We start from the raw sequence: 12,467 nt of genomic DNA on the forward strand, positions 1-12,467 counted from the left end.
TTATGATCTGGAATCAATGTGCGTTTTTTGTTCTTCCTGACTCCCCATCCGGTCCAAAAGGGCAGTCTCGTTCAAATCCGGGCTGACGGTCTGCGGGCTTTCGATACAGATGGCCGCGGCCGCCTGGCCCGCCCTGCCGCATTCGCGCAGCGAAAGCCCCCGCATCCAGCCCCAGGCCGCGGCGGCCATAAAGCTGTCGCCGACGCCCGTGCCGTTGACCGGTTTGGAAGGAGCGCATGGCAATTTGAAGCGTTCGCCGCGGTCCGCGCAGTAGACCCCGTCCTCTCCCAGCGAAAGAAACACCCGTTCCAGCCCCGTTTCGAGAAGGGCGGCGGCCGCCTGTTCCATCGACCGTTCATCCTCGATTTTTATTCCGCTGAGCAGCTCCGCTTCCAGCCGGTTCGGCTTGAGCGTGTGAATACGTCCGAGCAGGCCGGTGAGCTTGCCGGCCTTGGCAGCGGACACCGGGTCGCAGAAAATCGGGCAATGGACGTTTTCAGCGAGCCAGCGCACCGTCTCCGCAGTCAGGTTGGTATCCATGACGCACAGGGCGGCATTCTCGATCAGGTCCATCTTGGTCTTCAGGAATTCCGGCGTCAAGTGTTCATAAATCTGCATGTCGTTGACGGCCAACTCCATCTCTCCCTTCTCATCGGTCAAATAGAGATAGGTGGAGGTCGCCCCGCCCGGAACCGTCAGCGATCCCGAAAGATCGAGCCCCGCCCTGCGGCAGCCGTCCGCGATCTGCGCCGCATACGCGTCGTCGCCGAGCGCGGTGACGAGCTTCACCCCGGCTCCGAGCTGAGACAGACTGACCGCGATATTCCTGCCGACTCCGCCCGAGGACAGGATGACGCGGCCGGGATTGGAGTCCCGCCTGACCAGCGGCCGGAACGGCGTTCCGCCGATGTCGATGTTCGCCCCGCCGACCACAACGGCGTAAGGCTCCTGCTGAAGAATATAGCCCTTGCCGCGGATCAGCCCTTTTTTCATCAGGTTGGAAATGTGGACCGCAACGGAAGATCTTGTGATCCCGGCTTTTTGAGCCAGTTCCTGCTGTGAGATCAGCGGATTGCCTTCGATCCAGCGAAAGATCTGGCGCTCCCGTTCCGTCATTCTTTGCCCGCCTCCTTAACATATGCTTATGTCCATAATCTTATGTTTATATTACCAGGCGGCTGGCCTTCTGTCAAGTGCGGCACAAATGAATCAGACGCCGGGAACATTTAAAAAAACAGGACATATGTCCTTTTATTATGCCTTGAATCCGTTATAATAAGGATAGGCCACAAATTCATCCGGAATTCGGGGTGAAGCTCTATGGATCTTGCCGAATATCTAGCTTCGGAAAGCGACTCCTTACGGGCAAAACTTTCGCCGATCATGGATTCCTTTCCCGGCGGAGCGCCCGTATCTCCCGTTTCCCTCGATTCGGGAGACGCCCTGATCCGCGAGGGGGACCTCTGCGAAAGGGTTTCCCTTCTGCTGTGCGGCCGTGTTTCGGTGATCATCAGCCGCCCCCGCTTTTCCAGCTATACGGTGACGGATTTCAGGCCGTTCGAATTTTTTGGGGAATACGAGCTGCTCGCCGGAAGAAACCGCTACCTTGCGGAAGTGCGGGCCGTCTCCCCCTGCCGGTTTCTCACCTTTTCTTCTCAGGCTTATCTGCAGTGGGTGAAAAACGACCCGGAATTCTTTTTCGGCAGGGTCCGCAGCATTCTGGGAACTCTGCTGGACCAAACGGTCAACGAAAGGGCCCGGCATTTTCTGGATGCTTCCGGCCGGGTGATTCAGGTTCTGCTGCGCGCCTACGACACGAGAAGAGAGCCGCTGGAAGACGTCAGGCTGGACCTGACGCGCGCGGAAATCGCGGAGCGGACCGGCTGCAGCGTCCGCACCGTCAACCGGGTCGTCCGCGGCCTCGCGCAAAAGGGCTTTCTCTCTGTGACCCACGGCAAAATCAGGCTGAACGCCGCCCGGCGTCAGGCGCTTTTCAAAGAGTTTGACTCCCATTTGTGAAATTCATAAACGATAAGAAGACCGATTGTAATCCGGCAATACTGAATGGAGGAATCGCAATGTTCGACTCGGAGAATACCTACAAAACACTGACATCCCGCGAACTGACCCACGAGCAAAAGCTGATGGGGCTGGCAAAATGCGCGGAAAACGCGCTGGATGCGCTGAACATCCCTCCGCGGACAAAGCATTACTTTGAAACCGGCGCGATCAACGATTTGTTTGAAGGTGGCGCCCCCTACCGTCCGCGCTATATCCTGCCCGACTACGGGCGCTTCGTGCGTCAGGGCAGCGAATTTTTAAAGCTGGACCCGCCGAAGACGCTGGATGAGCTGCTCTTTTCGCTGATGATTCTTTACCGCCACGTCCCGTCCATCACCAACTTTCCGGTTTATCTCGGCAGCCTCGACAGGCTGATCGGCCCGTTCCTCGAGGGACATCCCGACGAGGAGGTCTGTGAGAAGCTCCGCCTGTTCCTCACCTATCTGGACCGGACGATCACGGATTCGTTTTGTCACGCGAACCTGGGACCGGAGGAGTCGCGCGCCGGACACCTGATTCTGAAAGTGGAGCGGGAACTCCAGAACACCGTCCCAAACCTGACGATCAAATATGATCCTTCCGTCACCCCCGATCCTTTTATGGAAGAGGCAATCCAATGCTCGCTCCGGTGTTCCAACCCCGCCGTTTGCAACGACCCGGCGAACCGCGCCCCGTTTGGGGAACGCTACGGCGTAGCGAGCTGCTACAACATCCTGCCGGTCTGCGGCGGCGCCTACACGCTGACCCGCGTCACGCTGACCGAGCTGGTGAAGGAGGCCGAAAGCGAGGAGCATTTTCTGAACACGCTGCTGCCGGAGTGCCTCCGCCTGATCGCGGATTACATGAACGAGCGCATCCGTTTCATCGTGGAGCAGTCCGGATTCTTCGAATCCAACTTTCTGGTGCGCGAGGGTCTGATCTCGAAGGACCGTTTTCTGCCGATGTTCGGCGTGACGGGAATGGCGGAATGCGTCAACACGCTGATGAAGGAAAAAGGCAAGATCTATGGGCGGGACAAGGAAGCCGACGACCTCGCGAAAAGGATCATGGACCGAATCCGGGAGCTTGTGGACGGCTATGAAGCGGCTTATTCCCCGCTGACCGGCGGAAAATTCCTGCTGCACGCGCAGGTCGGGCTCGACAGCGACCTCGGCATCACCTCCGGCGTGCGCATCGCGATCGGCGACGAGCCGGATTCTTTCGCGGATCACCTGCGCCACTGCGCGCGGTTCCACCGCTACTTCCCCGCCGGCGTCGGCGACATCTTCCCGATCGCGGACAATGTGAAACAGAACCCCGCCGCGCTTCTCGACGTCGTCAAGGGCGCGTTTTCGCTCGGCGTCCAGTATATGAGCTTTTACTCCGCCAGCACGGACCTGGTCCGCATCACCGGATACCTGGTCAAACGCAGCGAGATGGAAAAATACCGCAGCCATCAGGCCGTGCTTCAGAACACCACGCAGCTTGGTTCCGCGAGCTACGCGACCAACCATCTGGAAAAGCGAAAGGTGCGCATGGCATGACAAAGGCGCCCGTCAACAGGATCATCCCGTTCAGCACGGTGGACGGTCCCGGCAGCCGGACCTCCGTTTTCCTGCAGGGCTGCAATATCGCCTGCGGCTACTGCCACAACCCGGAAACGCAGCGCCTCTGCAATTCCTGCGGGGCATGCGTTCCGAAATGTCCCGCCGGGGCGCTCTCCCTGCGGGACAGCCGCATTATCTGGGACCCATCAAAATGCGTTTCCTGCGACACCTGCATCGCGGTCTGCCCAAACCGCGCGTCCCCGAAAGTCCGTGAAATGGATGCGGGGCAGGTCATGGCGGAGGTGGAAAAAAATATTCCGTTCATCCGCGGCGTCACGGTTTCCGGCGGGGAGTGCATGCTGTACCCGCAGTTCCTGACCGAATTCTGCACGCTGGCCAAAGGGCGCGGCCTTTCCTGCCTGCTGGACAGCAACGGCACGGCCGCCTTTTCCGATTTTCCGGAACTGATGAAAGTCTGCGACGGCGTCATGCTGGACGTCAAGTCCTGGTCGCCGGAGATTTTCCACAGTCTGACGGGCGGGGACAATGCCGCCGTCAAAGAAAATCTGCGGTTTCTTTCAAGCCTCGGAAAGCTGGAAGAGGTCCGCATCGTCTGCCTCGACGGGCATGTGGACACCGAAGCCGCGATCCGCGGCATTGCCGAAATGTTCGGGCCGGAAACTATCCACACCCGCCTCGTCCTGATTCCGTTTCGGCCGTTCGGCGTGAAGGGAAAATACGCTTCCCTCTCCTCCCCCTCCCCGCAGCGGATGCAAAATCTGCGCGAGCTGGCAGTCGGCGCCGGATTTAAATCAATCACAGTAAAATAGGGATTAAAACCTTCTGCAAAATAAATAAAAACATTGACATGCGCATTCCGATGATGTACAATATGTTCAGTTGAAACCGTTTTCAAATTTTATTTTCGGTTTCAGGCAGCTGAAAGAAGAAAGCTTTGGTGGTTTTTTTGGTCCATATCGGTGATGTCGCAAAATTGGCCGGTGTTTCTTCCGCCACCGTGTCGCGCGTGATCAACGGCACGGCAAAGGTTTCCGAAGAAAAAGCGCGCCGCGTGCGGAAGGCGATTGCTGAAACGGGTTTCAATCCCAATGAGATCGCGCGTTCCCTCTACAAAAAATCCTCCCGCATGATCGGGTATATCGTGCCGAGCATTCTCAATCTCTTCCTCAGTGAGATCGGCCGCGCGATCGAGGATGAAGCGTTCCGAAACGGCTATAAGCTCATCCTTTGCAACACGGACCAGAATCCGGAAAAGGAAGCCGCTTACATTAAAATGCTTTCCTCCATGAACGCGGACGGCATCATCATCACCGCGAACAACGAACATCTGGAAGAAGAACTGGAAAACTGCCGGCTGCCCGTTGTTGTGCTGGACAAAAGCGCGGGGGCGGGCTACACCGCCTCCGTTCAGTCCGATAACTACGGGGGCGGCAGGATTTCCACCGAGCACCTGGTCCGGTGCGGATGCCGGAAAATCGTGCTGATGCGCGGTCCCCAGCAATATTCCAGCAGTCAGCAGCGTTTTCTTGGCTATGTGGACGCATGCAACGAGCATGGAATTCAGCCGCTTTTCGTCGACAGCGGCTTCGATTACGCAGAAGGGCGGAGTTCGGCACGGGAGCTGTTCCGCCGCTTTCCCGACGCGGAGGGCGTCCTCGCCGTCAGCGACATGGCCGCGTTTTCCCTGTTCAAACTATTGCGCGAGCAGGGCCGCAGCGTTCCGGAAGACGTGATGATCGTCGGCTACGACGGTGTGGAACTGAGCGAACTGATGACGCCTGCCTTGACCACCGTGGCCCAGCCCATCGAGGCGATCGGGCGCAGGGCGGTGAGCCTGATTCTGGAACAGGTGGAAAACGGCCGTATCGAGCAGCGGGAGAACATTCTCCCCGTCGCGCTGAAGATACGCGAAACGACCAAACAACTTTGACAAAGGAAGCGGCTTATGGGTAAAAGAATTTTTTTGATCGTACTGGACAGTGTCGGCATCGGGGCGGAACCGGACGCCGCGGAATACGGGGACGAGGGCAGCAATACGCTCGCGGCCTGCGCGAAGAGCGCCGACTTTGCCATGCCGAACATGCAGCGGCTGGGACTCTTCAATATCGACGGGGTCGCCTGCCGTCCCGGCGCGGAGAAACCGCAGGGCGCGTTCGCCCGCCTCCGTGAAATTTCCAAGGGCAAGGACACGACCATCGGCCACTGGGAAATTGCCGGAATCGATTCTCCAAAGCCGCTGCCGACTTATCCGAACGGTTTTCCTCCGGAGGTGATCCGGGCATTCGAGCAGGGGACCGGCCGCCGTTCGCTTTGCAACAAGCCTTATTCGGGCACCGACGTCATCCGCGACTACGGGAAAGAGCACGTCGAAACCGGCGCGCTGATCGTCTATACGTCGGCGGACAGCGTGTTTCAGATCGCCGCGCACGAGTCGGTCGTCCCGCTGGAAGAATTGTACCGGGACTGTAAAATCGCGCGCGGAATTCTCACGGGGAAGCACGGCGTCGGCCGCGTGATCGCCCGTCCGTTCGTCGGGGAATATCCCAATTTTACGCGCACCTCGAACCGCCACGACTTCTCCATTGAGCCGCCGAACACGACCATGCTCGACCAGCTTTCGAAAAACGGCCGCGACGTGATCGCGGTCGGCAAAATCAACGATATTTTCGCCGGAAAAGGGATTGGCGAGGCAATTCGGACAAAAGATAACCCTGACGGCATTGAGAGGACGATCGAACTGACGGGCCGCGATTTTGAAGGCCTGTGCTTTGTCAATCTGGTGGATTTCGACATGCTTTACGGCCACCGCAACGACGTGGAAGGCTACGCGAAGGCCCTGTCCTGTTTTGACCGGAAACTGCCGGAAATTCTGGCGGGCCTTCGCCCTGACGATCTTCTGATGATTACCGCCGACCACGGCTGCGATCCGTCCACCCCCAGCACCGACCACTCGCGGGAGTACATCCCCTGGGTCGTCTGCGGAAAGCCGGTCCGCGCAGGGGCAAATCTCGGCACGCTGCCGACGTTCGCGGATATCGGCTCGACCGTCCTCGATTATTTCGGGATCAAATCCGAGATCACGGGGACATCAAGGCTTGACAGAATTCTTGGATAAATTGACCGGATCCCGGGGCCGTTACGCGTCCCGGCGGAAACAGGAGGAGAATCATGCAAAACACACCGACGCCGCATAACGGCGCGAAGGCCGGGGAGATTGCAAAGACGGTGCTGATGCCCGGCGACCCGCTCCGCGCGAAATATATCGCGGAGCATTATCTTGAAAATTCAAAATGCTTTAACACCGTGCGCAATATGCTGGGCTACACCGGCACCCGGAATGGAAAATCCATCTCCGTCATGGGCGGAGGAATGGGAATGCCGTCCGTCGGAATCTACACCTATGAACTTTTCCATTTCTATGACGTGGACAACATCATCCGGGTCGGCTCCGCCGGCGGGATCGCGGACGGCGTCCATGTGAAAGACATCGTCGCCGCGATGGGAGCTTGCACGGATTCCAATTACGCCGCCCAGTACCGGCTGCCGGGCACGTTCGCGCCGACCGCGGACTACGGCCTTCTGTCCCGCGCGGTTTCCGGAGCGGAGAAACTCGGCATCAGCGTGAAAGTCGGCAACGTTCTGTCAAGCGACGTCTTTTACGGGGACGACGAGAACGCGCTGAAATCCTGGAGAAAGATGGGCGTTCTCGCGGTCGAGATGGAAGCCGCCGCCCTTTATATGAATGCGGTCAGAGCCGGAAAGCACGCTTTATGCCTCCTTACCATCTCCGACTGTCCCTTCACCGGCGAGTCTCTTTCGGCGGCGGAGCGGGAAACGGGATTTACGCAGATGATGGAGCTTGCGCTGTCCCTCGCTTCATTTTAGTCATTTTTCGCGCCGATTTTCCTAAAAAAGTAAGTGATTTCTTATGCTACCGCCGCAAAATCTTGTGTTGTGCCGACAAAAAGAGTAATATCACTACTTGTGATATTCAAATATATCAAACACATTAGGAGGAATTTAAATGAAAAAGTTGGCAGCATTTCTGCTCGCGGCCCTGATGGCCGTTTCCGCGACGGCCTGCGGCTCGGGGGCGGCGTCCAGCAGCGAAGCGTCCAGCCAAGCGGCTTCCGGCGCGGGAAGCTCATCTGAGGCAGCCGCGAAAGAGTACAAAGTCCTGATGGTCACGGATACCGGCGGGGTCAACGACCAGTCCTTCAACCAGCTTTCCTGGGAAGGCCTGCAACAGCTCGCGAAAGATGTCCCCGGCGTAAAGCCCAATTACTCCGAGTCCAAGCAGGAATCCGATTACGGGACCAACCTTGACAAGGCCGCGGACGACGGCAACCAGCTGATCTGGGGCGTCGGCTTCGCGATGGCTGACGCGCTTGAAAACGCGGCCAAGCAGAATCCGGACATCAGCTACGCCATCATCGACAACGCCTACACCGAGGTCCCGTCCAATGTCACCTGCGTTGTGTTCCGCGCGCAGGAGCCCTCCTTCCTGGTCGGCTACATCGCGGGCAAGACCACAAAAGCCAACAAGGTCGGCTTTGTCGGCGGACAGAAGAGCGACGTCATCGACCAGTTTGAGTACGGCTACAAGGCCGGCGTGGAATATGCCGCGCACGAGCTGAACAAAAAGATTGAAGTCGTCTCGCAGTACGCGGAAAGCTTCGTCGACTCCGCAAAGGGCAAGGCCATCGCGAAATCCATGTACTCCGGCGGCTGCGACATCGTTTTCCATGCCGCGGGCAACGTCGGCGTGGGCGTGATCGAAGCGGCGAAGGAAGCGAACAAGTACGCCATCGGCGTGGATAAGGACCAGGCTTTCCTGGCCCCCAGCAATGTTCTGACTTCCGCCATGAAGCGCGTTGACAAAGCGGTCGAGCAGGTTTCCAAAGACGCGATCAACGGCACGGCAATCGGCGGCAAGACCTACAGCCTGGGCCTGACGGAAGACGGCGTCGGCATTCCGGAAGAGCACAAGCTGATGGGTGACGACACCTACAATGCGACCATCGCGCTGGAGCAGAAGATCAAGGACAAAACCATCGTGCCTCCGGCCAGCAAAGATGATTACGATGCATTCGTCAAAGCGCTGAAATAATCTCACAGACCCGGTTATCCTTTCCTTGCGGACGGGGCGTTCTTTTTGGGCGCCCCGTTCCTTGTGGGAATGAAGAATGGAAAGCAAGGGGGTTCCTGCCATGGAAGTCAGCACGGAATATGCGGTGCAGATGCACGGCATCACCAAACTGTTCGGCTCCTTTTGTGCCCTTGACCATGTGGATTTGGACGTAAAAAAAGGCTCCATCCACGCTGTTTTGGGAGAAAACGGCGCCGGAAAAAGCACGCTGATGAACATCCTGTACGGTCTGTATCAGGCCGATTCGGGTGAAATTTACTTAAACGGCGAAAAGGCGGCGATCAAAAATCCAAACGCCGCGATCGAGCATGGGATCGGCATGGTGCACCAGCACTTTATGCTGGTCGACAATTTTACCGTAACGCAGAATATTATCCTCGGCAACGAGGTCACCGGCAAATTTGGAATCTTAGATATGAAAAAGGCGCGCGGGGAAATTCTCAACATCGTGAAAAAATACGGGCTGGAAGTCGACCCGGACTCCAAAATCGAGGATATCTCCGTGGGGATGCAGCAGCGTGTTGAAATTTTAAAGGCTCTGTACCGCGGGGCGGACCTGCTCATCCTCGACGAGCCGACCGCGGTGCTGACTCCCCAGGAAATCGAAGAGCTGATCGGGATCATGCGCAGCCTGATCAGCGACGGGAAAACCATCATCATTATCACGCACAAGCTCAAGGAAATCAAAGCCTCCTCCAATGTCTGCACGATCATCCGGCGCGGGCACAAGATCGACACGGTTCCGGTCGCGGAAGTGGACGAGGAACAGTTGGCCACCATGATGGTCGGGCACGCCGTCAAGCTCGTCGTCGACAAAACGCCCGCCAAGCCGGGGGACACCATTTTTGAAATCGACCATCTGACGGTCAAAAACGAGCGCGGGCTGGAAGCGGTGCGCGATCTTTCCCTGAAAGTCCGGCGCGGCGAAATTCTGGGAATCGCCGGAATCGACGGCAACGGCCAGAAGGAGCTGGTGGAGGCGATCACCTGCCTGACCCGCGCGGAAAGCGGCACGATCACGATCGGCGGGGCCGAGATCCAGAATACGACGCCGCGGAACGTGATCGACCACAGGGTCTCCACGGTCCACGAGGACCGCCAGAGGCGCGGGCTCGTCCTCCCCTTTACAGTGGCGGAAAACACGGTGATCGAAAAATACCGCACCCCGGAGTTCAGCAGACACGGAAAAATCGACCGCTCCAGAATGGCCGCATACACCCGGCAGTTGATCGAGGATTACGACATCCGCCCGGCGGGCTGTGAAAACCAGCCGGTGCGCGGCTTGTCCGGCGGCAACCAGCAGAAGGTCATCATCGCGCGGGAAATTTCCAACGAGCCGGACCTGCTCATCGCGGTCCAGCCGACGCGCGGGCTGGACGTCGGCGCGGTCGAGTACGTGCATAAAATGCTGGTGCGGGAGCGCGACGCGGGCAGGGCGGTCCTTCTGATCTCCCTGGAGCTGGACGAGGTCATGAACGTCGCGGACACGATCGGCGTCATCTACGCGGGAAGCATCGTCGCTTCCTTCCCGCAGGGACAAGTGGACGAAAACACCATCGGACTTTTAATGGCGGGAGGCAGGATGAATGAAACTGGCAGCGAAAATACTTAAAAAACCGATCGCCTCGACGCTGATCGCCGTTCTGTTCGGATTTATCGTCGCCGCGGTCGTTCTGGCCGTCGCGGGCTACAATCCATGGCAGTCGTTCGGCGCTCTGTTTCAGGGAATCTTTGCAAGGCCGAAATACATTTCCAATGTCGTCATCAAGGCGACGCCGATCATTCTGACCGGCCTTTCCGTCGCGTTCGCCTTTCAGACCGGGCTGTTCAACATCGGCGCGGAGGGCCAGTACATCGCGGGAGCGTTGGCGGCCGTGCTGGTCGGCGTCAAGCTGGACCTTCCCGCTGTTCTTCAGGTCCCGGCGGTGGTGCTCGCCGGAGTGTTCGGCGGCACATTGTTCGGCTGGATCGTCGGATATTTAAAGGCAAAATTCGGCATTCATGAGGTCATCACCAGCATCATGCTGAACTGGATCGGCCTGTACCTTTCCAATTTTGTCGTTGCCTTAAAAGCATACCACATGCCGAACTCCACCAGCACCTACCCGGTCAATGAATCCAGCTACACCATGCTGCTGCCGAACTGGAAGACCTCCAAAGCCGGAATGGCGGCGCTGAAGCCGCACGAGTGGCTGTACGAGGTCATGCTGAAAACCGACGTGAATTTCGGGTTCCTGGCCGCAATTCTGATGGCCGCGCTGATCTGGTACCTGCTGTACCGTTCCACAAAGGGGTACGAGCTCCGCGCGGTCGGCTTCAACCGGGACGCCGCGGAATTCGCCGGGATCAACGTCAGCCGCAATATCACCGACGCGATGGTGATCGCCGGCGCCCTGGCGGGCCTGGCGGGCGCTCTGGCCATCACCGGAACGGCGCCGCACAAAATCTCCACGCTCGCGGCATTTGAGAACAACGGCTTCAACGGGCTTTCTGTGGCGCTGATCGCGGGGTCGTCCCCCGTCGGATGCGTCTTTGCCGGGCTGCTGTTCGGCGGTCTGCTGTACGGCGGGCAGAGCGTTCAGCAGGACGTGGGCGCGCCGACGGAAATCATCAACATCATGATCGGAACGATCGTATTTTTCGTCGCGCTGACCAAAGTGGTCCCCGTGCTTGCGGAAAAGCTGGAAAAGAGAGGTGCCGGACATGTTCAGTAAGCTGCTTCTGCTCATCGGCATTACCCTGATGTACTCCACCCCGCTGGTGTTCGGCGCGCTCGGCGGCGTGATTTCGGAACGCTCGGGCGTCGTCAACATCGGAATCGAAGGCATGATGACCATGGGCGCGTTCACCGGCGCCTCCGTCAGCTATTTCACCGGCAATCCCTGGCTCGGTTTTCTGGCGGCTGGCATCGCGGGCGCAATGGTCGCCCTGCTGCACGCGATCGCCTCGGTGACGTTCAACGCGGACCAGACGATCTCCGGCATCGCGATCAACCTGATCGGCCCGGGCTTTGCCCTGTTCTTCTGCCGCCTCCTGTTCAAGGACGCCACCATGACTCCTCCGGTGACGACGCTTCCGCGGCTGTTCGGGGAAGACGCCTTTGCGGGAACACCGGCCGCGAATCTGAATGTGGACGTCACGGTGGTATTCGGGCTGGCCGCCACCCTTTTTATCTGGTTTTTCCTCTATAAGACCAAGTGGGGCCTTCGCATCCGCTCCGTCGGCGAACATCCGGCGGCCTCCGACACTCTGGGCATCAGCGTCAGCCGGACACGCTATACCTGCGTTCTCACTTCCGGCGTCCTGTCCGGATTCGGCGGCGCGTCGATGACCCTCGCGATCATTTCCCAGTTCAATCCGACCGCGATCAGCGGCCAGGGATTCATCGCCCTCGCGGCCGTCATTTTCGGGAAATGGACCCCGTACGGGGCCTACGGAGCCTGCCTGCTGTTCGGCCTCGCCCAGGCGCTCACCGTGGTTCTGGGCGGCAGCGACAGCGGGGTGGCGATTCCAAGCCAGATTCTTGCCATGCTGCCCTACATTCTCACCATCGTGGTGCTGATCCTGTTTGTCGGGCGCTCCGTCGCGCCGAAAGCGGACGGCCTGCCCTACGAAAAGGGTCAGAGATAAGCTCAGAGAAAGCGCACGGATCTTGAGCGAACGCTTAATAGAATTGAAATGGGCGGGAGATCCCGTCCGCCCGAATTTTT

11 protein-coding genes are annotated in these 12,467 nt (G+C 58.6%); 10 read left to right on the top strand and 1 reads right to left on the bottom strand.

Annotated features, from left to right (window positions below; genetic code table 11):
- On the bottom strand, positions 1-1,116 hold the full coding sequence (locus tag EQM14_RS12400; RefSeq protein ID WP_128743439.1) for a PfkB family carbohydrate kinase: 1,116 nt from the start codon (positions 1,114-1,116) through the stop codon (positions 1-3).
- Positions 1,117-1,320: 204 nt separating this feature from the next.
- Between EQM14_RS12400 and EQM14_RS12405 the strand changes: the two genes are divergently transcribed.
- From EQM14_RS12405 to EQM14_RS12450, 10 genes are all read left to right on the top strand, one after another.
- Positions 1,321-2,019 (top strand): Crp/Fnr family transcriptional regulator, encoded by a 699-nt coding sequence (locus tag EQM14_RS12405; protein WP_128743440.1) that lies wholly within the window; start codon positions 1,321-1,323, stop codon positions 2,017-2,019.
- Positions 2,020-2,078: 59 nt separating this feature from the next.
- On the top strand, positions 2,079-3,584 hold the full coding sequence (locus EQM14_RS12410; protein ID WP_128743442.1) for a YjjI family glycine radical enzyme: 1,506 nt from the start codon (positions 2,079-2,081) through the stop codon (positions 3,582-3,584).
- Entirely contained in the window at positions 3,581-4,417 is an 837-nt protein-coding gene (locus tag EQM14_RS12415; protein ID WP_128743444.1) for a YjjW family glycine radical enzyme activase, read from the top strand. The genes EQM14_RS12410 and EQM14_RS12415 overlap by 4 nt, the downstream gene beginning before the upstream one ends.
- Before the next feature lie 128 nt (positions 4,418-4,545).
- Positions 4,546-5,538: a LacI family DNA-binding transcriptional regulator gene (locus EQM14_RS12420; RefSeq protein WP_128744331.1), complete on the top strand. Its 993-nt coding sequence runs from the start codon at positions 4,546-4,548 to the stop codon at positions 5,536-5,538.
- A gap of 15 nt (positions 5,539-5,553) precedes the next feature.
- Positions 5,554-6,723, top strand: coding sequence for a phosphopentomutase (locus EQM14_RS12425; protein WP_128743446.1), 1,170 nt, complete (start codon positions 5,554-5,556; stop codon positions 6,721-6,723).
- A 53-nt stretch (positions 6,724-6,776) separates the two neighbouring features.
- A complete protein-coding gene (gene deoD, locus EQM14_RS12430; RefSeq protein ID WP_128743448.1) occupies positions 6,777-7,493 on the top strand; it encodes a purine-nucleoside phosphorylase in 717 nt (238 codons plus the stop codon).
- Between the two features lie 139 nt (positions 7,494-7,632).
- Entirely contained in the window at positions 7,633-8,718 is a 1,086-nt protein-coding gene (locus EQM14_RS12435) for a BMP family ABC transporter substrate-binding protein (RefSeq protein WP_128743450.1), read from the top strand.
- A 100-nt stretch (positions 8,719-8,818) separates the two neighbouring features.
- On the top strand, positions 8,819-10,369 hold the full coding sequence (locus tag EQM14_RS12440; RefSeq protein WP_128743452.1) for an ABC transporter ATP-binding protein: 1,551 nt from the start codon (positions 8,819-8,821) through the stop codon (positions 10,367-10,369).
- The gene (locus EQM14_RS12445; protein ID WP_128743454.1) at positions 10,344-11,471 is read left to right on the top strand and encodes an ABC transporter permease; all 1,128 of its coding nucleotides are present in this window, start codon (positions 10,344-10,346) and stop codon (positions 11,469-11,471) included. Before EQM14_RS12440 ends, EQM14_RS12445 begins: the two co-directional genes overlap by 26 nt.
- On the top strand, positions 11,461-12,387 hold the full coding sequence (locus EQM14_RS12450; RefSeq protein ID WP_128743456.1) for an ABC transporter permease: 927 nt from the start codon (positions 11,461-11,463) through the stop codon (positions 12,385-12,387). The genes EQM14_RS12445 and EQM14_RS12450 overlap by 11 nt, the downstream gene beginning before the upstream one ends.
- Positions 12,388-12,467 lie beyond the last annotated feature (80 nt).

The sequence above is a fragment of the Caproiciproducens sp. NJN-50 genome (genome assembly GCF_004103755.1).
Lineage (GTDB): Bacteria > Bacillota > Clostridia > Oscillospirales > Acutalibacteraceae > Caproicibacter.

Excerpts from the sequence above, each read along its gene's own strand:
- EQM14_RS12400 (WP_128743439.1), bottom strand. The coding sequence starts at position 1,116 with ATGACGGAACGGGAGCGCCAGATCTTTCGCTGGATCGAAGGCAATCCG.
- EQM14_RS12440 (WP_128743452.1), top strand. The coding sequence starts at position 8,819 with ATGGAAGTCAGCACGGAATATGCGGTGCAGATGCACGGCATCACCAAA.
- EQM14_RS12405 (WP_128743440.1), top strand. The coding sequence starts at position 1,321 with ATGGATCTTGCCGAATATCTAGCTTCGGAAAGCGACTCCTTACGGGCA.
- EQM14_RS12435 (WP_128743450.1), top strand. The coding sequence starts at position 7,633 with ATGAAAAAGTTGGCAGCATTTCTGCTCGCGGCCCTGATGGCCGTTTCC.
- EQM14_RS12410 (WP_128743442.1), top strand. The coding sequence starts at position 2,079 with ATGTTCGACTCGGAGAATACCTACAAAACACTGACATCCCGCGAACTG.
- EQM14_RS12415 (WP_128743444.1), top strand. The coding sequence starts at position 3,581 with ATGACAAAGGCGCCCGTCAACAGGATCATCCCGTTCAGCACGGTGGAC.
- deoD (WP_128743448.1), top strand. The coding sequence starts at position 6,777 with ATGCAAAACACACCGACGCCGCATAACGGCGCGAAGGCCGGGGAGATT.
- EQM14_RS12450 (WP_128743456.1), top strand. The coding sequence starts at position 11,461 with ATGTTCAGTAAGCTGCTTCTGCTCATCGGCATTACCCTGATGTACTCC.
- EQM14_RS12445 (WP_128743454.1), top strand. The coding sequence starts at position 10,344 with ATGAAACTGGCAGCGAAAATACTTAAAAAACCGATCGCCTCGACGCTG.
- EQM14_RS12425 (WP_128743446.1), top strand. The coding sequence starts at position 5,554 with ATGGGTAAAAGAATTTTTTTGATCGTACTGGACAGTGTCGGCATCGGG.